This is a genomic window from Nocardioides sp. YIM 152588 (assembly GCF_040191335.1).
In the GTDB taxonomy this organism is placed as follows: domain Bacteria; phylum Actinomycetota; class Actinomycetes; order Propionibacteriales; family Nocardioidaceae; genus Nocardioides.
Window position 1 is genome coordinate 108,844 of the sequence record NZ_JBEGDJ010000002.1, and the last position, 26,953, is coordinate 135,796.

The 26,953-nt window shown below is 72.2% G+C and carries 16 protein-coding genes and 1 tRNA gene; 6 read left to right on the forward strand and 11 right to left on the reverse strand.

The window, feature by feature from the left end:
• Positions 1 to 23: 23 nt before the first annotated feature.
• Positions 24 to 533, reverse strand: a complete 510-nt coding sequence (locus ABLM29_RS02275; protein ID WP_349712023.1) for a cell division protein CrgA — start codon at positions 531 to 533, stop codon at positions 24 to 26.
• 122 nt (positions 534 to 655) lie between these two features.
• On the opposite strand from ABLM29_RS02275, the gene ABLM29_RS02280 reads away from it, so the two are divergent.
• Entirely contained in the window at positions 656 to 1,447 is a 792-nt protein-coding gene (locus tag ABLM29_RS02280; protein WP_349712025.1) for a DUF881 domain-containing protein, read from the forward strand.
• A 102-nt stretch (positions 1,448 to 1,549) separates the two neighbouring features.
• On the opposite strand, the gene pknB is transcribed toward ABLM29_RS02280, so the two are convergent.
• The 7 genes from pknB to ABLM29_RS02315 form a co-directional block, all read right to left on the reverse strand.
• Entirely contained in the window at positions 1,550 to 3,421 is a 1,872-nt protein-coding gene (pknB, locus tag ABLM29_RS02285; protein ID WP_502889148.1) for a Stk1 family PASTA domain-containing Ser/Thr kinase, read from the reverse strand.
• 71 nt (positions 3,422 to 3,492) lie between these two features.
• Positions 3,493 to 5,025: a protein kinase domain-containing protein gene (locus ABLM29_RS02290; protein ID WP_349712029.1), complete on the reverse strand. Its 1,533-nt coding sequence runs from the start codon at positions 5,023 to 5,025 to the stop codon at positions 3,493 to 3,495.
• Positions 5,022 to 6,533 carry a peptidoglycan D,D-transpeptidase FtsI family protein gene (locus ABLM29_RS02295; protein ID WP_349712031.1) on the reverse strand — a complete coding sequence of 504 codons (1,512 nt, stop codon included), beginning with the start codon at positions 6,531 to 6,533 and terminating at the stop codon, positions 5,022 to 5,024. Before ABLM29_RS02295 ends, ABLM29_RS02290 begins: the two co-directional genes overlap by 4 nt.
• Positions 6,530 to 7,939 carry an FtsW/RodA/SpoVE family cell cycle protein gene (locus ABLM29_RS02300; RefSeq protein WP_349712033.1) on the reverse strand — a complete coding sequence of 470 codons (1,410 nt, stop codon included), beginning with the start codon at positions 7,937 to 7,939 and terminating at the stop codon, positions 6,530 to 6,532. Before ABLM29_RS02300 ends, ABLM29_RS02295 begins: the two co-directional genes overlap by 4 nt.
• 14 nt (positions 7,940 to 7,953) lie before the next feature.
• Positions 7,954 to 9,336 carry a PP2C family protein-serine/threonine phosphatase gene (locus tag ABLM29_RS02305; RefSeq protein ID WP_349712035.1) on the reverse strand — a complete coding sequence of 461 codons (1,383 nt, stop codon included), beginning with the start codon at positions 9,334 to 9,336 and terminating at the stop codon, positions 7,954 to 7,956.
• Positions 9,336 to 9,806: an FHA domain-containing protein FhaB/FipA gene (locus tag ABLM29_RS02310; RefSeq protein ID WP_349712037.1), complete on the reverse strand. Its 471-nt coding sequence runs from the start codon at positions 9,804 to 9,806 to the stop codon at positions 9,336 to 9,338. Before ABLM29_RS02310 ends, ABLM29_RS02305 begins: the two co-directional genes overlap by 1 nt.
• Positions 9,799 to 10,524 (reverse strand): FHA domain-containing protein, encoded by a 726-nt coding sequence (locus ABLM29_RS02315; RefSeq protein ID WP_349712038.1) that lies wholly within the window; start codon positions 10,522 to 10,524, stop codon positions 9,799 to 9,801. The genes ABLM29_RS02310 and ABLM29_RS02315 overlap by 8 nt, the downstream gene beginning before the upstream one ends.
• Positions 10,525 to 10,765: 241 nt before the next feature.
• Between ABLM29_RS02315 and ABLM29_RS02320 the strand changes: the two genes are divergently transcribed.
• Positions 10,766 to 10,849: transfer RNA gene (locus ABLM29_RS02320), tRNA-Leu, on the forward strand.
• Between the two features lie 208 nt (positions 10,850 to 11,057).
• Here the strand turns inward: ABLM29_RS02320 and ABLM29_RS02325 are convergent.
• Positions 11,058 to 13,205, reverse strand: a complete 2,148-nt coding sequence (locus ABLM29_RS02325) for an MMPL family transporter (protein WP_349712040.1) — start codon at positions 13,203 to 13,205, stop codon at positions 11,058 to 11,060.
• Between the two features lie 181 nt (positions 13,206 to 13,386).
• On the opposite strand from ABLM29_RS02325, the gene ppdK reads away from it, so the two are divergent.
• Positions 13,387 to 16,053, forward strand: coding sequence for a pyruvate, phosphate dikinase (gene ppdK, locus ABLM29_RS02330; RefSeq protein WP_349712041.1), 2,667 nt, complete (start codon positions 13,387 to 13,389; stop codon positions 16,051 to 16,053).
• Positions 16,054 to 16,132: 79 nt separating this feature from the next.
• On the opposite strand, the gene ABLM29_RS02335 is transcribed toward ppdK, so the two are convergent.
• Positions 16,133 to 21,751, reverse strand: a complete 5,619-nt coding sequence (locus ABLM29_RS02335; RefSeq protein WP_349712043.1) for an ATP-binding protein — start codon at positions 21,749 to 21,751, stop codon at positions 16,133 to 16,135.
• Positions 21,752 to 21,936: 185 nt separating this feature from the next.
• Positions 21,937 to 23,292, reverse strand: coding sequence for an aminotransferase-like domain-containing protein (locus ABLM29_RS02340; RefSeq protein ID WP_349712045.1), 1,356 nt, complete (start codon positions 23,290 to 23,292; stop codon positions 21,937 to 21,939).
• A 158-nt stretch (positions 23,293 to 23,450) separates the two neighbouring features.
• Between ABLM29_RS02340 and ABLM29_RS02345 the strand changes: the two genes are divergently transcribed.
• The 3 genes from ABLM29_RS02345 to ABLM29_RS02355 all read left to right on the forward strand — a co-directional run bounded on the left by ABLM29_RS02345 (position 23,451) and on the right by ABLM29_RS02355 (position 26,946).
• Positions 23,451 to 24,299 carry a nitrilase-related carbon-nitrogen hydrolase gene (locus tag ABLM29_RS02345; protein ID WP_349712046.1) on the forward strand — a complete coding sequence of 283 codons (849 nt, stop codon included), beginning with the start codon at positions 23,451 to 23,453 and terminating at the stop codon, positions 24,297 to 24,299.
• A 47-nt stretch (positions 24,300 to 24,346) separates the two neighbouring features.
• Positions 24,347 to 25,789 carry a dihydropyrimidinase gene (hydA, locus tag ABLM29_RS02350; RefSeq protein ID WP_349712047.1) on the forward strand — a complete coding sequence of 481 codons (1,443 nt, stop codon included), beginning with the start codon at positions 24,347 to 24,349 and terminating at the stop codon, positions 25,787 to 25,789.
• A 128-nt stretch (positions 25,790 to 25,917) separates the two neighbouring features.
• The gene (locus ABLM29_RS02355; RefSeq protein WP_349712049.1) at positions 25,918 to 26,946 is read left to right on the forward strand and encodes a TIGR03842 family LLM class F420-dependent oxidoreductase; all 1,029 of its coding nucleotides are present in this window, start codon (positions 25,918 to 25,920) and stop codon (positions 26,944 to 26,946) included.
• Positions 26,947 to 26,953: the final 7 nt, after the last annotated feature.

Below are 26,953 nucleotides of genomic sequence, written 5' to 3' on the forward strand. Positions count from 1 at the left end.
CGCGCCCCCAGCCCCTGTTCGGCCTACTCCCAGCGGGTCGCGAAGGCGAAGCCGACCGCCATGAACCCGATGCCGACGAAGAGGTTCTTCTGGCCGAGGTCGTTGAAGACCGGGATGTCCGCCGGGTCGGTGCCCGTGAGGAAGATGTAGTAGCAGCAGATCCAGACCAGGCCGACCAGGAAGCAGCCGAGCATGCCGACCACGACGCCGCGGCCCCGGCCCAGCGGGGTCGAGGGGTGGGCGGAGACGAAGAGGCCCAGGAACATCAGGCCGAAGCCGATCAGGTAGTTCCAGTCCTCCAGGTCCTGCATGAAGGAGGGGCCGGAGGCGGGGTTGGTCTCGCCGGTCTCCAGGTTGATCGAGCCCCAGCCGCCGTCGGGGCGGACGCCGAGGTAGGTGAAGACGATCCACGCGACGCCCAGCGCCATCAGCACCAGCGCGATCACGAACCGCGGGGTCAGGACCGGACCGCGCTCGGGATCGAGGGCGTCCCTCTCCTTGCGGAAGCTCGGCAGGCGGGACGACTTGGCCACGGGGTGCTCCTCGGCTGTGCTGGGTGGTGCTGTTCGAGTGGTGATGCTGTTCGGTGGTGGGCGGCTCTCCGTGCAGGGAGGGGTGCCCGGGCGGCCTGGGGGCCGCCCTTACCCTAGTCAGTATGACGGGTGCCCATGCCGAGGAGTCGCACGGCCACCGTTCACCGGAGTCGAACCGCCGCTCGCAGGCCTGGCGGATCGGCACGCCGGTGGTCATCCTGCTCTCCGGCGCGCTCTTCGTGACCTCCGCCGTCGACAGCGAGGGCACCGACCTGCGCCCCGGCCGCTACACGGACCTGGCGAGCGTCGCGGAGGCGGACGCGGCCGAGTACCGGGCCCTCGAGGCCGAGCGCCAGGCGCTCGCCGACGAGGTCGAGTCGCTGACCGGGGACGTCAGTGCCGCCGGTGTCACCCGCGCCCAGGGCGAGATCGCCGAGCTGCGCGACCCGGCCGGCCTGGAGGCGCGGCGGGGCCCCGGGGTCTCGGTGACCCTGTCGGACTCGCCGGAGGACGTGCTGGCCGAGGCCATCCGCGCCGGCACCGACCTCAACCTGAACCGGCTCGTCGTCCACCAGCAGGACATCCAGGCCGTGGTCAACGCGCTCTGGCTCGGCGGTGCCTCCGCGGTGACGATCGCCGGCCAGCGGGTGGTCAGCACGACCGGCATCAAGTGCGAGGGCAACGCCGTCCAGCTGCAGGGCGTGCCCTACCCGCAGCCGTACGTCATCGAGGCGGTCGGCGACCCGACGACCCTGTCGGCCGCGATCGCCGCCGACCCGCTCGTCACCGGCTACCGGACCGACGCCGCCGACCCGGCGATCGCGATCGGCTGGGCGATGAGGATCGAGGCCGACGTGGAGGCGCCGGCGTTCACCGGCGTCCACGAGATGCGGTACGCCGAGCCGCTGGGCTGACCGCCGCTGGCCCGCGTCACATGGATCCTGGTCGGGGTTCCAGCCGAGAAGCGACAAGAATCCATGTGACGCGGCGCCCCACGGACACCGCTCGGGCGACCGTCAGTTCCGACCGCGCCGGCCGTCCGTCTGCCCGCCGCCGTCCAGGTTCCACGGCACGCTGTCGGGGTCCAGCGGGTCGGAGCCGGCGTCGACCTCCGGGCCGTCCCGGGCGGTGTCCCCGTCGGTGTCGGGGTTGTTCGGGTCGGTGCCCGCCTCCCGCTCGGCGAGGTCGTCGAGGCCGTCGGTGTCGGTGTCGGCCTTCTTCGGGTCCGAGCCGAACGCCTTCTCCTCCTCGTCGCTCAGCCCGTCGCCGTCCCGGTCCTTCGGCTCCTCGTAGGTGGAGACGAAGATGACGACGTCGGTGCCCTGGTCGCGGGTCTGGCCGCCGGCGGGGACCTGGTCGACGATCGTGCCCTTGGGGGCGTCGGTCTCGCCCGAGTAGTCGCGCACCACCGGGTTGAAGCCGGCCTGCTTGATCGACTCCTCGCCGACGTCCTGCTGCTGGTCGAGGACGTTCGGGATCTCCTCCGGGCCGTCGGAGATGCAGATGTCGACCGTGTCGTTCTTGGTGACCTGCGTGCCGCCGCGCGGGGTCTGCTCCACGACGACGCCCTGCGGCTCGTCGGTGTCGCAGGAGGACTGGGAGATCTTGCGCCGGGCCACGCCCGCCTCGACCAGGCGGTTGATGGCGGCCTTGGTCTTCAGGTCGGTCACGGTCGGCAGCGAGAACTCGCCGGGGCCCGAGGAGACCACCAGGTCGATCTCGGTGTCGGCGGGGACGTAGTCGCGCCCCTCCGGGTCCTGCTCGATGACCAGCCCCGCGTCGATGTCGTCGCTGTTGCGCAGCGTCACCTCGCCGACCAGCAGGCCGGCGTCGCCGATCGCGTCGCGGGCGTCGGCCTCGGTCATCCGGAAGACGTCGGGGACCCGCAGGTCCGGCTCGCGCTCGGGGAAGAGCTTCGGCCAGACGATGAACGCGGTGGCCAGCAGCGCCGCGACCAGTACGGCGACGACGGCCCACAGCGCGAACCGGGTGCGCCGGTGGTCGTCCTCGGGGGTCGGGGTCGGCACGGCGGTGCGGACCGCGGTGTCGGCGTTCGGGTCGGGCGCGGGCGTCGGAGCGGTCGGAGGCAGCACCACCGAGACCGGCCGGCCGGACAGGTAGCGCTCGATGTCGGTGCGCATCGCGGCCGCCGACTGGTAGCGGTCCTCGACCCGCTTCGCCAGCGCCTTCATCACGATCGCGTCGATCTCGGGGGCGAGGTCGGGGTCGTGGGCCGACGGCTTCTCGGCCTGCTCCCGCACGTGCTGGTAGGCGACCGCCACGGGGGAGTCGCCGACGAAGGGCGGCCGGCCGGTGAGGAGCTCGTAGAGCAGGCAGCCGGCGGAGTAGACGTCGGAGCGGGAGTCGACGGTCTCGCCGCGCGCCTGCTCGGGGGAGAGGTACTGGGCGGTGCCGACCACGGCCGCGGTCTGCGTCATCGAGGAGGCGGCGTCGCTCATGGCGCGGGCGATGCCGAAGTCCATCACCTTGACGTCGCCGGCCCGCGTGAGCATCACGTTGCCGGGCTTGATGTCGCGGTGGATGATCCCGGCGCGGTGGCTGTAGTCCAGTGCCGACAGCACGCCGCTGGTGATCTCCAGCGCGCGCTCGGGGAGGATCTTGCGACCTTCGCGGAGCACGTCGCGGAGCGTGCGGCCCTCGACGTACTCCATGACGATGTAGGGCTGGATCGCGGTGCCGTCGTCCGACGGCTCCTCGCCGGTGTCGTAGACGGCGACGATCGCGGGGTGGTTGAGCGAGGCCGACGACTGCGCCTCGCGGCGGAACCGGGCCTGGAACGTGGGGTCGCTGGCCAGGTCGGTGCGCAGCCGCTTGACCGCCACCACGCGGCCGAGCCGTCCGTCGACGCCCTTGCGGACCTCGGCCATCCCGCCGCGGCCGAGCAGCTCGCCGAGCTGGTATCGACCACCCACGGTGCCGGAATCGGTCGGTCCGGTGCTCAAGGCTGATCACCCTCCTCAGCGCTCGTGGTGGTGTCGGTCGGCGTGGTCGCCTCCGTGGTCGGCGCCGTGGTGGTCGCCTCCGTCGTCGGCGCCGTGGTGGTCGCCTCCGTGGTCGGGGGCGGCGCGGCGCCCCAGTAGGTGACCGTGACCAGGGTGTCCTCCGGGACGGTTCCGGACGGGGTGACCGCGGTGACCTGCCCCGCGGTGTGGCTGCCGTCGTTGTCCTGCTCGACGAGCGTGACCCTCAGCCCGAGCGCGGAGAGCTGCTCCTCGACGGCCCGGAAGTCCTGCCCGATGTAGTCGTCGGCGTTGATGGTGACGGTGGCCGGCTCGGTGGGGGCCGTCGTGGTCGGCTCGGTCGGCGTGGTCGACTCCGTGGTCGGCGACTCCGTCGCCGAGGAGGTCTCGGGGGTCGGCTCGGGCTCGTCGCCGCCGCCGCCGAAGAGCAGGATCGCGCCCAGGATCGCGGCCAGCACGATCAGGATCACCGCGATCAGGATGCCCCAGCGGAAGCCGCCGCCCTCGTCGTCCTCCTCCGTGCCCTCGTAGGCCTCGACCGGGTCGAGGTGACCGACGTCGGGCACCGGGGCGTCGCCGGCCGCGGCCATCGCCCCCGCGGCCGGGAGCACGCCGGTCGCCGGCAGCACGGCGGTCGTCGGGTCGATCGCGCCCGTGGCCGGCGGCGGCAGGAAGCGGCTCGGGTCGCGCAGCGCCGCGGCGAACGTCGCGCCGTCGGAGAACCGCTGGGCGGGCTCCTTGGCCATCGCGCGCTGCACCACCGCGGCCAGGTCCGCCGGCACCGACTCGGGCAGGTCCGGCACCGGCTTCTGCAGGTGCGCCAGCACGGTGGCGACCGGGGTCTCCGCCTCGAACGGGCGGAACCCGGCCAGGCACTCGAAGGCGACCACGCCGAGGCTGTAGACGTCCGAGGCCGGCGTGGAGGAGCTGCCCCGCGCCTGCTCGGGGGAGAGGTACTGCGGCGTGCCCATCACGGCGCCCGTGCGGGTGATCGCCGTGGCGTCGCCCGCGCGGGCGATGCCGAAGTCGGTGATCTTGACCTTGCGGTCGGGCGTGATCAGCAGGTTCGCGGGCTTGATGTCGCGGTGCACGATGCCGGCCGTGTGCGCCACGGCGAGCGCGTCGGCGGTCTGCGCCATCAGGTCCCGCACGACGTCGGGGTTGACCGGGCGGCCGGCCTCCTTGGAGCGCGCCAGCAGCGCGGAGAGCGGCTCGCCGTCGACGTACTCCATCACCAGGAAGGGGGCGTTGCCGGTGTCGTCGGCGCCCTCGGCGCTGTAGTCGAAGATCCCCGCGATGCCCGGGTGGTGCAGCGCGGCGGCGCTGCGGGCCTCGGTCTCGAAGCGGCTGCGGAACGTGTAGTCGTCGGCGTACTCGCTCTTGAGCACCTTGACCGCGACGGTCCTGCCCAGCCGCATGTCGGTGGCGCGCCAGACGACCCCCATGCCGCCGGTGGCGATCCGGGAGTCGAGCCGGTAACGGTGGGCCGGGTCCACGAACTTGTCGGTCACTTCTCCATCACTGCTTCCATCACGGCCTTCGCGATCGGGCCGCCGAGCTGGCCACCCGCGATCTCCTTGCCCGGTGCCTCCTGGATCATCACCGCGACGGCGACCTGGGCGTTGCCCGCCGGCGCGAACGAGATGAACCAGCCGTACGGCGGCGCGCCGGCGATGCCGCGCTGCGCGGTGCCGGTCTTCCCGGCGACGTCGACGCCGGGGATCGCGGCGGGGGACGCGGTGCCGGCGTCCACGGTGTCGACCATCAGCTCGGTGACCTGCGCGGCGGTCTCGGGCGAGATCGCCGGGCGCAGCTCGTCGGGGTCGGTGGTCTCCAGCGTCTGGTAGTCCGCCGTCTGCACCTCCTCGACGACGTAGGGGCGCATCAGGGTGCCGCGGTTCCCGATCGCCGCGGCCACCATCGCCATCTGCAGCGGCGTCGACTGCACGTCGAACTGGCCGAAGCCGGTGCGGGCGGTCTCGGCGTCGTTGAGCTCCCGCGGCGGCTGCTCCTCGCCGTCGATCACGTCGGTGACCGACTTCGGGTAGACCGACTGCGCCTGCCCGGGCAGGTCCAGCAGGTAGTCGCTGTTGAAGCCGAACGCCTCCGCGGTCGCGCGCATCTTCTCCGGCCCGAGCTCCACGGCCATCTTGGCGAAGGCGGTGTTGCAGGACTGGGCCATCGCGGTCGCGAAGGAGATCTCCTCGGAGTTGCAGAGGTAGCGGCCCTCGTTGTCGACGACGTTCTGCTCGCCGGTGGTGCCGGGCAGCTGGTAGCTGGCGCCGGACGGCACGTTGTCGTCGATCGTGTAGAGGCCGTTCTCGATCGCGGCGGCGGCGGTGACGACCTTGAACGTCGAGCCCGGGAAGAGCCGGGTCTGGATCGCGCGGTTGAGCAGCGGCTCGCTCTCGTCGGCCTCGAGCCGGTCGTAGGCCTTGGTCCGCTCGGCGGCGTTGTGGCTGGCCAGCTCGTTGGGGTCGTACGTCGGCAGCGAGACCATCGCCAGGATCCGCCCGGTCTTCGGCTCGATGGCCACCACCGAGCCCTCGCCCTCCGGGCCGACGGTCTCCTGGAGCATCTCGTAGGCGATCCGCTGGGCGCGCTGGTTGATCGTCAGCACCACGTTGCCGCCCTGGTTGGAGTCGCCCTGCAGCAGGTCGACGAGGCGGTTGACGAAGAGCCGCGGGTCCTCGCCGGAGAGGATCGCGTTCTGGGAGCGCTCGATCCCGGTCTGGCTGCCCAGCTGGAGGTAGCCGGTGATCGGGGCGTACTGGAACGGCTTGGGGTAGACGCGCAGGTACTTGTACTGGTCGTCGACCGGCTTGCTGCGGGCCACCGGGTCCTGGCCGACCAGGATCAGCCCGCGCTCGCGGGCGAAGGAGGCCTCCGCGGCGCGCGCGTTGGCCGGATCGGTGTTGTAGTCCTCGGCCTTCCAGAACTGGATGTAGGTGACGTTGACCATCAGCGCCACGAACAGCGCCAGCGAGAAGATCGAGACGGCGCGGATCGGCTTGTTCATCGGTCCACCACCTTCACGATCTGGGTGGCGAACTGGTCGGGGTCCTCGGCCGCCGCGGACTGCGGTGCCGGGCGGCGCGCGCTGTCGGAGATCCGCAGCAGCAGCGCGATGATCACCCAGTTCGCGACCAGCGAGGAGCCACCGGCGGAGAGGAACGGGGTGGTCAGGCCGGTCAGCGGGACCAGGCGCGTGACGCCGCCGGTGACCACGAAGACCTGGATCGCGATGACGGTGCCGAGGCCGGTCGCGACGAGCTTGCCGAAGCCGTCCCGGGCGATCAGCGCCGCGCGCAGCGCCCGCTCCACGATCAGGCCGTACATCAGCAGCACCGCCATCACCGCGGTCAGGCCGAGCTCCTCGCCGATGACCGCCATGATGAAGTCGTTGTGGGCCTCGGGGACCCGCAGGTGGACCGAGTCGCCGGAGCCGATGGTGAGCATCCCCTGGCCCAGGCCGCGGCCGATCAGGCCGCCCCAGGAGAACGAGTAGAGGCTCTGCACGAGCTGGTAGCCGTCGCCGTTGCGGTCGGCGAACGGGTCGAGCCAGATGTCGACGCGCTGCGTCACGTGCGGGACCGCCACGTACGCCGCGATCGCGCCGCCGAGGAACATCAGCCCGCCGACGAAGAGCCACCCCGGCCGCTCGGTCGCCACGTAGAGCATGACCAGGAACAGGCCGAAGAACAGCAGGCTGGAGCCGAGGTCCTTCTGCAGCACCAGGATCGCGAGGCTGATGCCCCACATCGCCAGGATCGGGCCGAGGTCGCGGCCGCGGGGCAGGTCGATGAAGAGGAACCGGCGCCCGGCCAGCGCCAGCGCGTCGCGGTGCTGCACCAGGTAGCTGGCGAACGCCAGCACCAGCAGCACCTTCGCGACCTCACCAGGCTGGAAGCCGATCGGGCCGATCCGGATCCAGATCCGCGCGCCGTTCACCTCGTTGCCGATCACCGGCAGCATCGGCAGCAGGAGCAGCGCGATCGAGGCGAGGCCGAACGTGTAGGTGTAGCGGGCCAGGATCCGGTGGTCGCGGATGAGCACCAGCGTCGCGATGAAGAGCGCCACGCCGAGGCTCATCCAGACCAGCTGGCGGCTGGCGTTGGCCGTGTCGACGGCCAGGTCGAGCCGGTGGATGATCGCCAGGCCGAGCCCGTTGAGCGCCGCGACGACGGGGAGCAGCACCGGGTCGGCGTACGGGGCCACGAGGCGGACCGTCACGTGGGCGGCGATGATGAGGCCGGTCAGCCAGCCGCCGTACCCGATCAGGTTGGTCGGCACCTCCCCGTCCACGCCGAGGCCGACGGCGGCGTACGCGCCGATGCCGACCGCGAGCGCGATGACCAGCAGGAAGAGCTCCGCGCCCCGCCGGCGGCGGTGCACGAAGCCCATCAGGGAGGAGTTGGACTGCATCGTCGTCGCCCCGGTCAGCCCTGGCTCGGCTCGTCGGAGGGTACGTCGGTGGGTGCCGTCGGCGTGGGGCCCTCGGTGTCGTCGGTGTCGTCGCCGACCATCCGCTCGGCGAGGCGGTTGACGGTCTGGGCGGCGTCCTCGAGGTTGTCGGCGGCGATCCCGCCCTCGACGTCGAGGCGGGCCTCCTCGGAGAGGTCGTCCACGGCGAGGTCGCTGGTCTGGTAGACGCTGGACATGCGGGGCAGGCCGTCGACGCCGCGGTAGATCGCGACGTACCCGTCGGACTCGCCGACGTAGTACTGCCGCTGGGTCCACCAGTAGCCCGTGGCCACCAGGCTCCAGCCGATGCCCACGAGCAGCGCGAGGGCCAGCAGGCGGCGGGCCCAGGCGTAGCGGCGCGGGGCGCGGGGCGCGTAGCGGTAGGCCTCGGGGTCGACCGGCGGGTCGGCCTGGATGACGAAGTCGATCCCCTCGGGGATCTCGGCGTCGACGGGCTCCAGCTCGCCGGTGTCGCCGGAGCGGTGGCCGCGGAACAGGGCGCGCGGCATCCGCCGCTTCAGCTCGGCTGCGGCGCCGACGACCTCGGGCTGGAGGGCGGCGACGGTGGGGTCGGCCTCGGCCTGCTCGGCGGTGATCACGTCGGCGACGACGCAGGTGACGTTGTCGGAGCTGCCGGCGTCCAGGCTGGCCCGGACCATCTCGACCGCGGCGAACTCGGGGCTGGAGCCGCGCAGGATGCGGGCGATCCGGTCGTCGTCGAGCACGCCGCAGGCGCCGTCGCTGCACAGGAAGAGCTGGTCGCCGGGGACCAGCTCGAGCGCGAACAGGTCGGGCTCGACCTCGTGCAGGCCGTCGAGCGCCTTGAGGATCAGGTTGCGGTGCGGGTGGACCCGCGCCTCGGCCTCGGTGATCCGGCCCTCGTCGATCAGCGACTGCACGAACGTGTGGTCGTTGGTCAGCTGGGAGAGCTCGCCGTCGCGGAGCAGGTAGGCCCGGGAGTCGCCGACGTGGCCGACGGCGAGCCGCTGGCCGTCGAAGAGCCCGACGGTGGCGGTGGTCGAGGTGCCGTTGAGCGCCGGGTCGTGGTCGACCTGGCTGCCGATGGAGTCGTGGGCCTCGTGCATGCCGTCGCTGAGCCGGGCGAGCAGGTCGATGCCGCCGGGCGGCTCGTCGAGCTGGCGGAGCTCGCCGATCGCGGTGCTGGAGGCGATGTCGCCGCGGGCCGCGCCGCCGACGCCGTCGCAGACCGCGAGCAGCCACGGGCCGGCGTACCCGGAGTCCTGGTTGTCCTTGCGGACCCGGCCGACGTCGGAGACGGCGTGGTAGCGGAGCCGGAGCGGACCCGCGGGAGTCTTCGGGGCCGCCGGCGTGGCAGCGGTCGGATCGGGGTGGGTCACTACTTCCTCAGCTCCACGATCGTCTTTCCGATCCGGACCTGGGAGCCGAGGCTCACCGGGACCGGCTGGGTGATCCGCTGGGTGCCGAGATAAGTGCCGTTGGTCGAGCCGAGGTCCTCGACCAGCCACTGGTCGTTGCTGTTCACGATCCGCGCGTGGCGGGTGGAGACGTAGTCGTCGTCCAGCTTGATGGCCGCGTCGTTGCCGCGCCCGATCAGGATCGGCGCGTCGGCGAGGTCGGCGGTGATGCCGGCGTTGGGGCCGTCGACAACGGCGACGTGGGTGGGCGTGCCGCGCTTGCGCGGGGTGGTCTTCTGCTTGGTCGCGCGGGGCGCCGGGGGAGCGGCGGCGGGGCTGGGCAGCCGGGCGCCGAACATGTCCGAGCGGATGACCGAGATCGCCGAGAGCACGAAGATCCACAGGATCGCCAGGTACGCGATGCGCACCAGGAAGAGGGTCAGCTCAGGCACCGGCGCCGCCTTCGTGGAGGCGGAGGGTGATGTCGGTGTGGCCGATCTGCACGCGGGAGCCGTCGCGCAGCACCGCCCGCGTGACCTTCTGACCGTCGACCCGGATGCCGTTGGTGGACCCCATGTCGTGCACCTCGATCTGCACCGGGCCCTGCCCGGTGCTGGTCTGGCTGATCAGGAACTGGGCGTGGCGGCGGCTGACGCCGGGGTCGTTGATCCGCAGGTCCGCCTCGCTGCCGCGGCCGACGACGACGCCCGGCGCGGAGAGCGGGTGCTCGGCGCCGTTGATCTCGAGGACGGCGCGGCTCGGGCGTCCCGAGCGGTCGGGGCGGGTGCGGTCGGTGACCGCCGCCTCCGCCTTGCTGAGCACGCGGAACCGTCCGGTGCCGAGGTCCTCGGCGCGCTCGAAGTCGACGTGGACCGGACCGGGGAAGACGTACCCCTGCTGGTCGGCGTGGTCGCGCAGCTGGTCGCACAGCTCGTCGGCCAGCGTGCCGGTGTACGGCGCCATCCGCTCCAGGTCGCCGACCGACAGCTCCACGTGGAAGATGTTGGGCACCATCCGCCGCTCGCGGGAGATGATCTGCGCCTTGTTGTCCAGCTCGCGCTGGAGTGCGGCGGCGATCTCCACCGGCTGCACGGCCGAGCGGAAGGTGCGGGCGAAGATGCCCGAGATGGCCCGCTCGAGTCGCTCCTCGAAACGCTGCAGTCCTCCCACGGTGGGCACCCCCTTCCGTTTCCCGACTCCGGCGTCGGGGTCTGTTTCTGCGTGCTGGACCGCCCCGGAGTGTGCCAGTACAGCCCCGGAGTGGTCCGATCGGTCGCTCGATCGTATCGGGGCAGCCCTCGCCGTTCCGGCATCCCCGCCAGACCGTGAGAGCCTCCCCCTGCGCCGAGTGGGTCCCCGTTTTGGGTCCGGGGCCCGGACTGGGTTAGCCTTCAGGCGCTTCACCACACGAGCGCGAGTGGCGGAATAGGCAGACGCGCACGGTTCAGGTCCGTGTGTCCGAAAGGACGTGGGGGTTCAACTCCCCCCTCGCGCACAGCGAAACCCCCAGGGATGACCTGGGGGTTTCTTGTTTTTCGAGTGCCGGTGCCGCGCGCCGGAACGCGGTCGTGTGCCTGAGACCCCGCTCTACCGCTGTCTGGGGCACACGACCCCGCCCCCGATCCGGCGCGACCACGCCGAGACACCCCGCCGCCCCGACCGCGCGGTGGCAGCCGGGGCGGCGGAGGGTGCGGAGGGCGAGTTCAGTCGTCGGCCCCGACCGGGGTGGGCTGGCCCACCCCGACGCCCTCCGGCGCCGCCTCCGCCGGAGGGGTGACCGGCGGCTTGCGGTCCAGGGCGCTGGGCCACCAGATCTTCCCGCCCAGGTCGAGGTTGATCGCGGTGACCAGCACCGAGCGGACGATGATCGTGTCGAGCAGTACGCCGAGGGCGACCGCGACGCCCAGCTCGACCAGGAAGACGAACGGGATCGAGGCCAGCACCAGGAAGGTCGCGGCCAGGACGATCCCCGCCGAGGTGATCACGCCGCCGGTGGAGCTCAGCGCGATCAGCGACCCCTGGCGGGTGCCGTAGGTGGCGGTCTCCTCGCGGACCCGGGTCATCAGGAAGATGTTGTAGTCGATGCCGAGCGCCACCAGGAACACGAAGGCGAACAGCGGGAACCCGGGATCGACCTGCACGCCCTCGGGCCAGTGGTCGGTGACCAGCGGTGCCACGTAGTCGAACACCAGCGCCGAGAGGCCCATCGCCGCGCCGAAGGACAGGACCACCGTGCCCACCAGGATCAGTGGCGCGGCCAGCGCGCGGAGCAGCCCGATCAGGATCAGCAGCACCACCAGCAGCACGGTCGGGATGATCACCCGGTTGTCCCGGTTGGCCGCCTCCTTGGTGTCGAGGTAGAACGCCGACCCGCCGCCGACGAGCGCGTCGGCGCCGTCGACGCCGTGCGCCGCCGTACGGCTCTGCCCGACGATGTCGTACGCCGTCTGCGAGGAGATGTCGGCGTCGACGGTCGCCTCGAAGTAGGACCGCGAGTCGGAGATCGGCTGCGGGTCCGTCGGGTCGCCGGCGCCGGGCACGGCCGCCACCGCCTGCTGCACGTCGCCGATGCTGTCGGTGTTCGCGACCACCTGGAGGGTGTTGGAGTTGTCGACGAGGCCGTGCTCCACCAGCACCTTCTGGCCGACGATCGCGTCGAACTCCTTCGTGTAGGTGTCCTCCGTCGACATCCCGCCGGCGTCGATCTTGAGGATGCCGAGGCAGGCGACCAGCAGCACGCCGGTGGTGACCAGCCAGACGCGGCGTGGGCGCGGGGAGATCGCGCCCCCCACCTTGGCCCACAGGCCGGTCGTGTTCGGCTCGTGCGAGCCGAAGGCCGGCCGCTTGGGCCAGAACATCCACCGGCCGAAGATCACCAGCAGCGCCGGCAGCAGGGTGACCATCACCAGGAATGTGACGCCGATGCCGACCGCGTTGACCGGCCCCAGGCCGGCGGTGGAGTTGAGGTCGGCGATCAGCAGGCAGAGCATGCCCGCGGCCACGGTCGAGGCGCTGGCCAGGATCGCCGGCGCGGCGCGGTGCAGCGCCACGGCCATCGCCGCGTGCCGGTCGTCATGGCGTCGCAGCTCCTCGCGGTAGCGGGCCACGAGGAGCAGGGCGTAGTCCGTGCCCGCCCCGATCACCAGGATGCCGAGGATCGCCTGGCTCTGGCCGTTGACGGTGAGGTCGGCGTACTTCGCGAGCAGGTAGACCACCCCGCCGGAGACGGTGTAGGCGACGACCACGCTGAAGATCGGCAGCACCCAGAGGATCGGGCTGCGGTAGGTGAAGAGCAGGATGATGACGACGACGGTCAGGGCGCCGAGGACCAGCGTCGTGTCGACGCCCTCGAAGACCTCGGCGGCGTCGGCGGCCTGGCCGCCGTACCCGGCGAGGTGGACGGTCACGCCGTCGATCTGCGCGATGTCGCGGACCTCCGCGGCCGCGTCGGGGATGTCGTTCCAGCCGTTGGCGCCGAAGTTGAAGGTGAGCGAGGTGACGGCGACCTCGCCGTCGGCGGACTCGGCGGGGAAGCCCGCCTGCGCCGCCTGCTCGGGGGTGAGCACGCTGCCCTCGACGACGCCGTCGATGGTGGCCAGCTCGGCCGCCTGGGCGTCGATCTCGCCGCGGTCGGCGGCGGTGAGCCCGGAGTCGCTGGAGTAGACGACCAGCGTCGGGATGTTGTTGGGGTCGACGGTGTCCGCCAACTCGTTGGCCACCTCCGTGGACTCGGCGCTCGAGGGCAGCCAGGAGGAGGCCTCATTGTTCTGGACGTCGATGAGCTTCGACGAGAGGCTGCCGAAGATCACGAATGCCACGAGCCAGAACAGCAGGACCAACCACTTGGTCACGGGGCCGGTCAGCCGGCCAGCTATCTGTCGGTGCATGGTTCGACTCTCCCAGCGAGCATGGACACTCTCCATCGGGTTTCTCCCCTAGTCCGACCCCGAGAGCCCTCAGGACTCATCGGACGCCGTCCGCTCGGGACCATCGCCCCTCGCGCCCGCCTCCGAAGACGGGCAGGCTCGGGGCATGGGTACGTTCGTCTTCGACTTCGCACAGGGCAGCAAGGAGCAGAAGGACCTGCTCGGCGGCAAGGGCGCCAACCTGGCCGAGATGACCAGGCTCGGGCTCCCGGTGCCGCCCGGCTTCACCATCTCGACCGACGCCTGCCGCGCCTACCTCGAGCACGGGTCGGAGCCGGTCGGCCTCGAGGCGGAGGTCGACGCGCACCTGTGGGCGCTGGAGCGGCGGATGGGCCGTCGGCTCGGCGACCCGAAGGACCCCCTGCTGGTCTCGGTGCGGTCCGGGGCGAAGTTCTCGATGCCCGGGATGATGGAGACCGTCCTCGACGTCGGTCTCAACGACCACTCGGTGGTCGGCCTCGCCGAGCAGAGCGGCGACGAGCGGTTCGCCACCGACTCCTACCGGCGGCTGCTGCAGATGTTCGGCAGCACGGTCCTCGGCGTACCGTCCGACCGGTTCGAGGAGCGGATCGAGGCCCTCAAGGCCGACCGCGGCGTCGCCTCGGACGCCGAGCTGGTCACCGCCGACCTGGGCGTGCTCGTCGGCGAGTTCAAGGCGATCATCGAGGACCACACCGGCGACCCGTTCCCGCAGGCGCCGCGGGACCAGCTGCGGCTGGCGATCCACGCCGTCTTCGACTCCTGGAACACCCCGCGCGCGGCCCTCTACCGGCGCCAGGAGCGGATCCCCGAGGACCTCGGCACGGCGGTCAACGTCCAGGCGATGGTCTTCGGCAACCGCGGCGAGGCGTCGGGCTCGGGCGTCTGCTTCACCCGTGACCCCGCGACGGGCGCGACGGGCGTGTACGGCGACTACCTGGCCAACGCGCAGGGCGAGGACGTGGTCGCGGGCATCCGCAACACGGTCCCGCTGGCCGACCTGGCCGGGATCGACCGCGCCTCCTACGACGAGCTGCGGCTCATCATGTCGGTGCTCGAGCACCACTACCGCGACATGTGCGACCTCGAGTTCACCATCGAGGACGGCCATCTGTGGATGCTGCAGACCCGGGTCGGGAAGCGGACTCCCCAGGCGGCGGTGCGGATCGCGGTCGACATGGTCGACGAGGAGCTGATCGACCTCGACGAGGCGCTGAGCCGGGTCACCGGGCACCAGCTGGCCAGCCTGATGTTCCCCCGCTTCGAGCCGGACCGCTCCCGGCGGCCGGTGACGACCGGCATGAACGCCTCGCCCGGCGCGGCGGTCGGCCGCGTGGTGCTCGACTCCGAGACCGCGGTGGAGTGGGCCGAGCGCGGCGAGGAGGTGATCCTGGTCCGCAAGGAGACCGCCCCCGACGACCTGCCGGGCATGGTCGCCGCCCGCGGCATCCTCACCGCCCGCGGCGGCAAGACCTCGCACGCCGCGGTGGTCGCCCGCGGCATGGGGCGCACCTGCGTGTGCGGCGCGGAGGCGATCACGATCGACCTCGACCAGCGCCGGTTCCGGATCCGCGGCGGCCCGGAGGTGGCCGAGGGCGACGTGGTCTCGATCGACGGCGGCACCGGCGAGGTGTTCCTCGGCGAGGTGCCGGTGGGCCACTCCGACGTGGTCCGCTACCTCGAGGGCGAGCACGTCGACGACCCGGTCGCGGCGGGCGTGGGCCGGCTGCTGAAGCACGCCGACGCGCTGCGCCGCCTCGGCGTCCGCGCCAACGCCGACACCCCCGAGGACGCCGCCCGCGCCCGGCGGTTCGGCGCCGGCGGGGTCGGGCTGTGCCGCACCGAGCACATGTTCCTGGGCGAGCGCCGGGAGCTGGTCGAGGACCTGGTGGTCGCCCGGGACGCCGACGAGCAGGCGGCGGCGCTGCGCAAGCTGCTCCCGCTCCAGCGGCAGGACTTCAGCGACATCCTGGCCGCGATGGACGGGCTGCCGGTGACGATCCGGCTGATCGACCCGCCGCTGCACGAGTTCCTCCCCGACCTCACGGACCTGGCGGTCCGGGTGGCGATCGAGGACGAGCGGCGCGTCGACGACCCGCACGGCCACGAGCTCCTGGTCGCGGTCCGCCGCCTGCACGAGCAGAACCCGATGCTCGGACTGCGGGGCGTCCGGCTCGGCATCGTCGTACCGGGTCTGTTCGCCATGCAGGCGCGCGCGGTCGCCGAGGCGGCCGCCGACCGGATCGACCTCGGCGACGACCCGCGGCCCGAGCTGATGGTGCCGCTGGTGGCCAGCGAGCGGGAGCTGCGGATGGTCCGCGACCAGCTCGAGGAGGTGGTCGCGGCGGTCGCGGTGGAGCGTGGCGTCGAGCTGAGCATCCCGGTCGGCACCATGATCGAGCTGCCGCGGGCGGCGGTCACCGCCGACCGCATCGCGGAGAACGCCGACTTCTTCTCCTTCGGCACCAACGACCTCACCCAGACCACGTGGGGCTTCTCGCGCGACGACGTGGAGGCGGAGTTCTTCCCGACGTACCGGGACCGCGGCATCCTGCCGATCTCGCCGTTCGAGTCGATCGACGTCCAGGGCGTCGGTGAGCTCGTCCGGCTCGCCACCCGGCTGGGCCGCGACACCAAGCCGAACCTCCACCTCGGGGTGTGTGGCGAGCACGGCGGCGACCCCGAGTCGATCCACTTCTTCGAGGAGATCGCGCTCGACTACGTGTCGTGCTCGCCGTTCCGGGTGCCGGTGGCGCGGTGGGAGGCGGCGCGGGCGGTGCTGGCGCGCCGCTGAGGTGCATCGTCACATCCGGATTGGCCCCTTTTCGGCCGATTTCGGGGCCATTCTGGATGTGACGACGCCCAGACCGGCCTCACCCCCGGGCGAGGAACTCCTCGATCGTCGCCACGATCCGCGGCCGCAGCTCGGCACCGGTGATCACCGCGTCGACCGACCCGACGGCCACCGCGCGGTGGATGTCGTGCACGCCGTCGAACTCCCCGGCGACCTGGTTGATCTTCTCCGCCCGTACGGCGGCGCGGGTCTCCGTGAGCTCACCGGCCAGCGCCCCGCGCTCGGCGCCGGTGGCCGCCGACAGGCGCTGCTCCAGCTCCTTCACCCGGGCGTCGGAGGCGGTGCGCTTGTCGACCTCGCCGGCGAAGACGACGGCCGCGGCGGGCGCGCCGCCGATCACCGAGGCGTAGGACCCCTCGACCGCCAGCACCGTCATCGACGGGTTGAGTGCCTTGGAGAAGACCACGAACGCGCCGCCGTGGTAGCGCGAGATCACGCAGAAGACGATCGGGCCGTCGAAGTTGACGATCGCGCGGCCGATCTCGGCGCCGTACTCCAGCTGCAGGTTGCGCATCGAGTCCGGCGAGCCGTCGAAGCCCGACAGGTTCGCCATCACGACCAGCGGCCGGTTGCCCGACGCGGCGTTGATCGCCCGCGCCGCCTTCTTCGACGACCGCGGGAACAGCGTGCCCGCGGTGTAGGTGTCCGGGCCGTCGGTGGGCGGGAAGCCGCGGCGGCGCACCGGCCGCGACTCGATGCCCAGCAGGCAGACGGGGAACCCGCCGACGTGGGCGTCGAGGACCACCGAGGTCTCGGCGTCGGCCATGCCGGCCCACCGCTCGAGCGTGGTGTGGTCCTGGTCGGCGACCGCCCGCATCACGGTGCGGATGTCGAAGGCCTTCTTGCGGTCCTTGTTGTGGGCCGGGTCGAAGATCTGGCCGACGGTGGTGAAGTCGCTGTCGGCCGACGCGTGCGGGTAGACCGAGATGTCCCGGTCGGCCGGGTCGGTCGTCGGCGCGCGGCGCGGCCCCTTCTCACCCGGTACGACGTAGGTGTGGTCGTAGTGCGCGACCAGCACGTCGAACGCCCCGGCCAGGTCGGGCGCCCAGTACTGCGCCTGCCCGTTCGGCCCCATCACGCGGTCGTAGCCGCCGATGCCGTAGTTGTCCTCGGCCGAGACGCCGCCGGAGAAGTCCAGCGACTGCTTGCCGGTGAGCACCATCGCGCTGTCCGGGGTCATCACCAGGATGCCCTTGGTGTGCATCAGCATCGTGGCCTCGGCGTTCCAGTACGGCTGGGCGCCGACGTTGATGCCGGCCACCACGACGTTGATCTCGCCGCCGTCCTGGGTGAAGGTGACGATCCGCTTGAGCGCGGCGGCCACCCAGTCCATGTTCTCGGTGCCGGAGTCCATCGAGATCCGGGCGCCGGCGGAGATCGCGAACCACTCGACCGGGACGCCCATCTCCTCGGCGAGGTCGAGGGCGGCGATGATCCGGCGGCACTCCGGCTCGGAGACCGCGCCGAGCGCCTTGGTCGGGTCGCCGCAGAGCAGCACCCGGGTCATGCCGTCGGGGTGCAGCTCGGTCTTGGTGGTGACCACCGCGCAGATGATCCCGGCCTTGTTGAGGCCGTAGCGGCGGTGGACCGGCACCAGGCGGCCGTCCTCGTCCAGGTCGTGCTCGACCATGGTGCCGCCGGGGCCGGCCAGGATGTCGGCCAGCTCGTAGGGGTAGACCAGCCCGCGGCGCCGCGAGCGCAGCACCTTGGCGTCGTAGTCGTCCAGCGGCCGCAGCGGCTCGGTGGTGGGCGAGGCGACCGAGGCGGTGATGCCCGCGCCGGGCTGGCGGTGGAACCGGATGCTCACCGGGACCGGGCCGTCGTCGGAGGCCAGCCGGCCCTCGGCCACCACCTCGTGGATCCCGGCGCCGTCGGTGAGCGGGGTGATCTTGCCCTGCAGCGCGGTGAGCTGGGAGATGTCGGCGTCGACCACCGGCCAGACGTGGACCCAGACGTGGTTCATGTCGAGCTTGCTGCCGGCCGCGCCGCGGGCGGTGCGGGCGCGGCGGATCGACTCCAGGCAGTTCTCGATCGCCCGCTCCGCGTGCGGTACGCCGACCACCTCGCCGTCCTCGTCGCGCACGACGCTCAGCTGGCGCACCTGCGCCAGGGCGACGAGCCGGCGGTCGCTGGGGTTCTCCTTGGCGACGCACTCGTACAGGAAGACGCTGGCGGGTGCGGGGAGCCGGGTGACGTCGAAGTTCCGCAGCCGGCGCAGGTTGAGCCGCTCGCCGACCATCGGGTGGACGCCGCGGACGAGGGTGTCCTCGGCGACGCCGGAACCGTCGGCAGCGTCGGGGGCGGGACGGAACTCGAAGTACCCGACCGGCCGGCCGCCGCCGGCGCAGGTGGCGACCAGCACGCGGCGGGTGTCCTGGACCCACGGCAGCGTGCCGAGGATCTCGGCCAGCGCGGCGCTGGTCTCGTCGTCGGACTCCGGCTGCTCGGGCCAGCACAGGTAGAGGTCGACCACGCCGTCGTACCCGGGGGTGCGGGCGGCGAGGTGCTCGACGACCAGCGTGCTCAGCGCGCCGGTGGCGTCGCCCAGCTCCTCGACCGAGCCGAGCGTGCTGAGGATCCGCGTCTTGAGCCCCGCGATCGTGTACTCGGCGGTGACCGCCGGGCGCCCGTCGGTGGAGAAGGTGTGCACCGAGCGCAGGTCGTGCTCGCCGTAGTGGCGGCGGATCAGCACCTCGAGCATCGGCTCGTGCTCCGGTACGCCGCCCTCGAGTCGCTCCGCGAGGAACCCGACGAGCTGCTCGGGGATCGCGGCCAGGGCGGCGATCCGGGCGTCGTAGTCGGTCGCGTGCGGGTCGGCGGCGAGCGCGGCGACCTCGTCGCCGACGCCGGCCACGACGCTGGCGCGCTCCCGGTCCACCTCGGGCTGGTCGAACCAGCGGAACCGGATGCTGCGCGCGAGGTCGCCGACGACCGGCAGCCGCAGCTGGGTGGCGCGGACGAGGCGCTCCAGCAGGCCGCGGGCCCGGGTGGCGAGCTCCTCGGACGGCGCGGGGTCGGCCGCCCAGCGACCGAGGACGGCGGTGGCGACCTCGGTGTCGGGGCCGGTGTGCTGCTGGGCGAGGAAGATCCGGTGGACGGCCTGCTCCAGCTCCGGGGTGCGGTCCAGCCCGTCCACGTCGTAGTGGCCCAGCACGCGGCACAGGCGGTCGCGGAAGTGGTCGGGCAGCCCGTCGCGCTCGACGTCGAGGCTGCGCAGGTAGGTGTGGAAGTGCTCGCGCGAGCTGTGCACCCGCAGCTCGGTGTGCATCTCCTCGCCGGCGGGCCGGTTGCGGCTGAGCTCGGCCATGTCGGCGAAGATCTCGAGCAGCTCGATCTCGGCGCCGATCACGTCGGCCCCGGCGGTGGCGAGCTCCTCGCGCGCGGCCAGGTAGGCCGGCAGCGGCGAGCCGCCGTCGCGGGCGTCGACGTCGTACCCGAGCAGCAGCGCGGCGAGGTCGGTCAGGCCGCGGGCGACCCGCCCGGCCGCGTCGCCGTTCGGGGTGGGCTCGGGCAGCTCGATGCCGGGCCCGGCCTCGTCGGTCTCCTCGGGCGTCTCGTCGTCACCGTCGGCGACCGGGTCGAGGCGGACCAGCGCGGCGCCGGTCTCGACCTGGCTGCCGGCGATCACCAGCACCTCGCGGACCCGGGCGGCGAACGGCGCGACCAGCACCGTCTCCATCTTCATGGACTCCAGCACCAGCACCGGGGCGCCCGCCTCGACGACGTCGCCGACGGTGGTCGGGGTGGCCACGACGAGCGCGGGGGCGGGGGAGCGGAGCACGCCGCCCTCGTCGCGGGAGACGCGGTGGGTGACGCCGTCGACCTCGACCAGCATCACCGGGCCGTGGGAGGCGGTGACCAGCCGGAACCGGCGGCCGCAGACCAGCAGCTGACTGCGGTCGGCGTCGATCCGGACGAGCTCGGCCTCGACGGTCTGCTGCTCGCCGCCCGCGCCGAGGGTGACGCGGTAGCGGTGCGGCCCGACCTGCAGCACGACGAGCTTGTAGGCGACGCCGCGCAGCTTGAGGTCGATGGTCCCGCCCACCTGGTGCTGGACCTGCGGTCGGCCGCCGTGGGCGGTCTCCAGGAGGCGCGCCACCTCGATCGCCTGCTGCTCCTCGTGCGCCTCGATGGCGGCGACGACGAGCGCGATGCCGGAGTGCTCGTGGGCAACCAGGCGGCCCTCGGCGCGGACCCGGTCGATCCAACCCGTGTCCGCCCACACTGGGGGCTCCGCCCCCAGGCCCCCGGAGGTGCCGCCCCGGCCAGGTCCGACCACCTCGGGCTGGTCGAGCAGGTCGAGGATGAAGGACTTGTTGCAGACGCCGCCCTCGATCACGACGGTGGTCTCGGCCATCGCGCGGCGCAGCCGGGCCAGCGCCTCGTCGCGGGTGCGGCCCGAGGCGATGATCTTGGCGATCATCGAGTCGAAGTCGGCGGGGATGGTGTCGCCCTCGGCGACGCCGGTGTCGACGCGGATGCCGGGACCGGCGGGCAGCTGGAGCCGGGCGATCCGGCCGGGGGAGGGCGCGAAGTCGCGGTCGGGGTCCTCGGCGTTGAGCCGCGCCTCGACGGCGTGGCCGGCCTCGCCGGGCCGCTCGCCCTCGAGGCGGCCGCCGGAGGCGACGTGGATCTGCAGCTTGACCAGGTCCAGCGCGGTGGTGACCTCGGTGATCGGGTGCTCGACCTGGAGGCGGGTGTTGACCTCGAGGAAGGCGAAGGTGCGCTCGCCGGGGTGGTAGAGGAACTCGACGGTGCCCGCGCCGGCGTACCCGACCGCGAGCGCGAGCCGCTCGGCCGAGGCCTTGAGGTCCTCGGCCTGCTGGGCCTCCAGCAGCGGGGAGGCGGACTCCTCGATCACCTTCTGGTTGCGCCGCTGGACGGAGCAGTCGCGGACGCCGACCGCCCACGCCGTGCCCTGGCCGTCGGCGATCACCTGCACCTCGACGTGGCGGGCGCCGGTGACCAGCCGCTCCAGGAAGACGACGCCGCTGCCAAAGGCGCGCTCGGCCTCGTCGCGGGTGCGCTGGTAAGCGTCGGCGAGGTCCGCGGCCGTGTCGACGCGGCGGATGCCGCGGCCGCCGCCGCCGGCGGTCGCCTTGAGCATCAGCGGGTAGCCGATCGACTCCGCGGCGGCGAGCGCCTCGTCGAGGGTGTCCACGCCGCCGCGGCTCCACGGCGCCACGGGTACGCCGACCTCCTCGGCGATCAGCTTGGAGCCGATCTTGTCGCCGAGCTTGCGCATGGCCTCGGCGCTGGGGCCGATGAAGGTGATCCCGAGCCGGGCGCACAGGTCGGCGAACGCCGGGTCCTCGGCGACGAAGCCCCAGCCGACCCAGACCGCCTCGGCCCGGGACTCGACCAGGGCCCGCTCCAGGGCGGCGAGGTCGATGTAGGGCCGGTCGGCGGCACGGCCGAGCAGGTACGCCTCGTCGGCCTCCCGGACGAACATCGCCGTCCGCTCGACGTCGGTGTGCAGCGCGATGGTGACCAGGTCCGCGCCCTCGGCGTTCAGGTCGCGCACCGCGTGGATCAGGCGCATCGCGGCCTCACCGCGGTTGACGATCGCGATCCGCCGGAACGCCTCCGGGTCGCGCGTGGGGTCGGAAACGGAGTGCTCAGCCGCCGGAGAAGTCACCCTTGTAGGTTTCCGCACCGGGTACCCCCGTAGCGCGGCCGTAGGCCCCAACGTTGGCCCCGCACTCTTGGAGGGTCTGCACAAAGCGCTCCGTGCCTGCGGTGGATGCCGTGCTCCGTCGTCACATCCCGATTGGCCCCATTCCGCGCCGAAAAGGGGCCAATCTGGATGTGACGACGGCGAACTCAGCCGGCCCGCGCCGCCGCCGACAGCGCCCGGGCCAGCTCGGGCGCGTCGGCGGGGTGGACCAGCCCCGAGGTGACCCGGACGTACGACGCCCCGTCCGCCCCGTCGGCCGCCAGGAACGGAGCGCCGGCGGCGACGCGGATCCCGGCGGCGGCCAGCTCGACCAGCGCGGCCCGCTCCTCGGCGACCGGCAGCCACAGGTTGATCCCGTCGGGGGTGGGCACCTCGACGCCGTGCTCGGCCAGGGCGTCGACGAGCACCCGCTGGCGGGCGAAGTACTGGCGCCGCGCCTCGGTCACCTGCTCCAGCGACGACGCCGCGGTGAGCAGGTCGAGCAGGATGGTCTGCAGCATCCGGGAGGTCCAGCCGGGGCCGAGCATCCGCCGGGCGACGATCCGGTCGACCATCGCGGTCGGCCCGCTGAGCGCGGCGATCCGCAGGTCCGGGCCGTGGGACTTGGAGAACGAGCGCAGGTGGACGACCCGCTCGGGCAGCCACGTGCCGAGGCTGACGTCGGCGCCGGCGCTGATCCCGGCGGAGTGGTCGTCCTCGACCACCCACGGCACGTCCTTGCCCCGGCGCAGCACGTCGACCAGCTGCCGGGCGCGCGCGGTCGTGGTGGAGACCCCGGTGGGGTTCTGCGCGCGGGGCTGGAGCACGACCGCGACCGGCTGCTGCTCGAGCGCCCGGCGCAGGTCGTCGGGCCGCACCCCGTGCTCGTCCAGCCCCACCGGCACGACCACGCCGCCGAGCTCCTCGACGAGGTCGAACAGCGGCGGGAACCCGGGCGACTCGAGCACCACGCGGTCGCCGTACCCCACCACCTGCTCCAGCGTGCGGGCCATGCCGTCGGTGGCGCCGTCGACCACGGTCAGCGACGGTGCCGGGTAGGGCCAGGTGGCCAGCAGCGCGTCGCGCAGCCCGGGCAGCACCGGCTCGTCCTGGTACGCCGCCGTCCCGGCCCGCTGGCCGACGCGGTGCAGGGCGGGCCCGAGGTCGGGCAGGAGCGCGGGGTCGGGGGTGCCGCGGGAGAGGTCGAGGCGCAGCCGGTCCGGCTCGGCGCCGACCAGCCCGCGGTGCCGCGGGGAGAGCCAGCCGACCTCCTCGGCCCGGACGAACGAGCCGGCGCGGCCGCGCGACACCACCAGTCCGGTACGCCGCAGCGCCTGCCACGCGGACGAGACCGTCGCCGGGGAGACGCCGAGCGCGGCCGCGACGTCCCGCACCGTCGGCAGCCGCTCGCCGGGGCGCAGCTCGCCCGAGCGGATCGCCCGGCCGTACGCGCCGGCGATGCCGCGGGGGGTCCGGTCGGCGAGGTCGAGGACCGGAGCCAGGCCCGGGTCGTGAGCGGTCATCAGCCCTGCCTAGAGGTGGGGAAGTCCGCCTCGCAACGGCCTTCACAAAAGCCACGAGAGGGGTACATTGAAGAAATCCACGCGAAATGTTCAAGTCCAAGGATAACGGAACTCTCAGCAGCCTGAACGACCCGACGAACGATTCGACGGAGGTACCGATGACCATCGTGCGCGCCGCGATCAGCCAGACCACGTGGACCGGTGACAAGGACTCGATGCTGGACCGGCACGAGAAGTTCGCCCGGGACGCGGCCGCCGCCGGCGCCCAGGTGATGTGCTTCCAGGAGCTCTTCTACGGCCCCTACTTCGGGATCACGCAGGACCCCAAGTACTACCGCTACGCGGAGCCGGCCGACGGCCCGATCGTGCAGCGCTTCGCGGCCCTCGCCAAGGAGCTGCACATGGTGATGGTCCTCCCGATCTACGAGGAGGAGCAGACCGGCGTCTACTACAACACCGCGGTGGTGGTCGACGCCGACGGGACGATCCTCGGCAAGTACCGGAAGAACCACATCCCGCACGTCGACAAGTTCTGGGAGAAGTTCTACTTCCGGCCCGGCAACCTCGGCTACCCGGTCTTCGACACCGCGGTCGGGCCGATCGGCGTCTACATCTGCTACGACCGCCACTTCCCCGAGGGGTGGCGCGAGTTCGGGCTCAACGGCGCCCACATGGTCTTCAACCCCAACGCCACCAAGCCCGGCCTCTCCAACCGGCTCTGGGAGGTCGAGGGGCCGTGCGCCGCGGTCGCCAACGGCTACTTCGTGCTCCAGCCCAACCGGGTCGGGCTGGAGGACAACGAGTACGGCGAGGAGGCCGTGGACTTCTACGGCACCAGCCAGGTGATCGACCCGCGCGGCAACTTCGTCGGCGACCTCGGCAGCTCCGACTCCGAGGAGCTGCTGATCCGCGACCTGGACATGGACCTGGTCCAGAAGATGCGCGACGACTGGCAGTTCTACCGGGACCGCCGGCCGGACTCCTACGCCGCGATCACCCAGCCGTGACCCGGCCCTGAGTCCACCAGCCGAGCCACCTCGACAAGGGGAGTGACATGAGCACCCTGCTGATCACCGGCGGCACCGTGGTGTCGTCCACCGGCCGCACCGAGGCCGACGTCCTGGTCGACGGCGAGACGATCGTCGCCGTCCTCGCCCCCGGCTCCACCCTGCTGGGCAGCGACCTCGCCGCGAGCGTCGACCGGGTGGTCGACGCGACCGGGAAGTACGTCATCCCGGGCGGCATCGACGCCCACACCCACATGGAGCTGCCGTTCGGCGGCACCCACGCCATCGACACGTTCGAGAGTGGCACCACCGCCGCCGCCTGGGGCGGCACCACCTCGATCATCGACTTCGCCGTGCAGCGCTACGGCGAGCGGGTCGAGGACGGCCTCTCCGCCTGGCACGACAAGGCCCGCGGCAACTGCGCGATCGACTACGGCTTCCACCAGATCATCGGCGGCGTCGACGAGCAGTCGCTCAAGGCGATGACCACCCTCGTCGACGAGGGGATCACCTCCTACAAGCTGTTCATGGCCTACCCGGGCGTCTTCTACTCCGACGACGCCCAGATCCTCAAGGCCATGCAGGTGGCCGCCGAATCCGGCCTGATGACGATGATGCACGCCGAGAACGGCCCCGCCATCGACGTCCTCGCCGAGCAGCTCTACAACGCCGGCAAGACCACGCCGTACTTCCACGGCGTCGCCCGCGCCTGGCAGATGGAGGAGGAGGCCACCCACCGCGCGATCATGCTGGCCGACCTCACCAACGCGCCGCTGTACGTCGTCCACGTCAGCGCCCAGCAGGCGGTGGCCCAGCTCGCCGCGGCCCGCGACCGCGGCCAGAACGTCTTCGGCGAGACCTGCCCGCAGTACCTCTACCTCTCCCTGGAGGAGCAGCTCGGCGCCGTCAGCGAGCAGTGGGGCGAGTTCGAGGGCGCCAAGTGGGTCTGCTCGACCCCGCTGCGCTCCCGCGCGGAGGGCCACCAGGACGCGATGTGGCAGGGGCTGCGCACCAACGACCTGCAGATGGTCTCCACGGACCACTGCCCGTTCTGCATGAAGGACCAGAAGGAACTCGGCAAGGGCGACTTCCGGGCGATCCCCAACGGCATCGGCTCGATCGAGCACCGGATGGACCTGCTCTACCAGGGCGTCGTGACCGGCCAGCTGACCCTGGAGCGCTGGGTGGAGATCACCTCCACCACCCCGGCCCGGATGTTCGGGCTGTACGGCAAGAAGGGCGTCATCGCGCCGGGCGCCGACGCCGACATCGTCGTCTACGACCCGAACGGCCACACCTCCATCGGCATCGGCGAGGGGAAGACTCACCACATGGCCATGGACCACTCGGCCTGGGAGGGCTACGAGATCGACGGCCACGTGGACGTGGTGATCAGCCGCGGCTCCGTGCTCGTCTCCGACGGCGAGTTCCACGGCCGGGCCGGCCACGGCCAGTACCTCAAGCGCGGCCTGACGCAGTACCTGCACTGACATCCCCGCTGGTTGAGGTGCGAGGCCGCCCGCGGCCGAGCCTCGAAACCAAGGGGAACCGACCACGAGGTGGTTTCGAGGCTCGCTTCGCTCGCACCTCAACCACCGGCAGAAGGAGAGGCAGACAGATGGACTTCGGCGTCGTCCTGCAGACGAACCCGCCGGCCTGGCGCACCGTGGGCCTGGCCAAGCAGGCGGAGGAGCACGGCTTCGACTACGTGTGGACGTTCGACAGCCACCTGCTCTGGCAGGAGCCGTACGTCATCTACAGCCAGATCCTGGCCGAGACCCGGCGGGTGATCGTCGGGCCGATGGTGACCAACCCCGCCACCCGCGACTGGACGGTGACCGCCTCGGTCTTCGCCACGCTCAACGAGATGTACGGCAACCGCACGGTGGTCGGCATGGGCCGCGGCGACTCCGCTGTCCGGGTGCTCAACGGCCGGCCGACCACGCTCAAGGAGGTCCGCGAGGCCACCCACGTGATCCGCGAGCTGGGCAGCTGCCGCCCGGCCGAGGTCAACGGCGCCACCCTGCAGTTCCCCTGGGCGCGCACCTCCGAGCTCGAGGTCTGGATCGCTGCGTACGGCCCGATGGCCCTCAAGGCGGCCGGCGAGGCCGGCGACGGCTACATCCTGCAGCTGGCCGACGTGGACGTCGCGAAGTGGATGATCGACCAGGTCAAGGCGGCCGCGGAGGCGGCCGGCCGCGACCCCGACTCGCTCACCTTCTGCGTCGCCGCGCCGGCGTACGTCGGCGAGGACACCCCCGAGTCGTGGGAGCACATGCGCTCCCAGACCCGGTGGTTCGGCGGCATGGTCGGCAACCACATCGCCGACATCGTCGCCAAGTACGGCGAGGAGGCGGACTTCCCCGAGGTGCTGATCGACTACATCCGGGGCCGCACCGACTACGACTACAACACCCACGGCAAGGCCGAGAACGACCACGTCGACTTCGTGCCCGACGAGATCGTGGACCGGTTCTGCCTGCTCGGCACCCCCGAGCAGCACGTCGCCAAGCTCGAGGAGCTCAAGGCGATCGGCGTGGACCAGTTCGCGATCTACCTCCAGCACGACAACAAGGAGGAGACGCTCCGGGTGTACGGCGAGTCGATCATGCCCCACCTGCGCGACCACGTGACCGCGAAGGCCTGACCCGCGA

Coding starts and splice junctions, on each gene's coding strand:
- pknB (WP_502889148.1), bottom strand. CDS start 3,421: ATGGCCGAGGTCCGCAAGGGCGTCGACGGACGGCTCGGCCGCGTGGTG.
- ABLM29_RS02295 (WP_349712031.1), bottom strand. CDS start 6,533: ATGAACAAGCCGATCCGCGCCGTCTCGATCTTCTCGCTGGCGCTGTTC.
- hydA (WP_349712047.1), top strand. CDS start 24,347: ATGAGCACCCTGCTGATCACCGGCGGCACCGTGGTGTCGTCCACCGGC.
- ABLM29_RS02300 (WP_349712033.1), bottom strand. CDS start 7,939: ATGCAGTCCAACTCCTCCCTGATGGGCTTCGTGCACCGCCGCCGGCGG.
- ABLM29_RS02340 (WP_349712045.1), bottom strand. CDS start 23,292: ATGACCGCTCACGACCCGGGCCTGGCTCCGGTCCTCGACCTCGCCGAC.
- ABLM29_RS02345 (WP_349712046.1), top strand. CDS start 23,451: ATGACCATCGTGCGCGCCGCGATCAGCCAGACCACGTGGACCGGTGAC.
- ABLM29_RS02280 (WP_349712025.1), top strand. CDS start 656: ATGACGGGTGCCCATGCCGAGGAGTCGCACGGCCACCGTTCACCGGAG.
- ppdK (WP_349712041.1), top strand. CDS start 13,387: ATGGGTACGTTCGTCTTCGACTTCGCACAGGGCAGCAAGGAGCAGAAG.
- ABLM29_RS02355 (WP_349712049.1), top strand. CDS start 25,918: ATGGACTTCGGCGTCGTCCTGCAGACGAACCCGCCGGCCTGGCGCACC.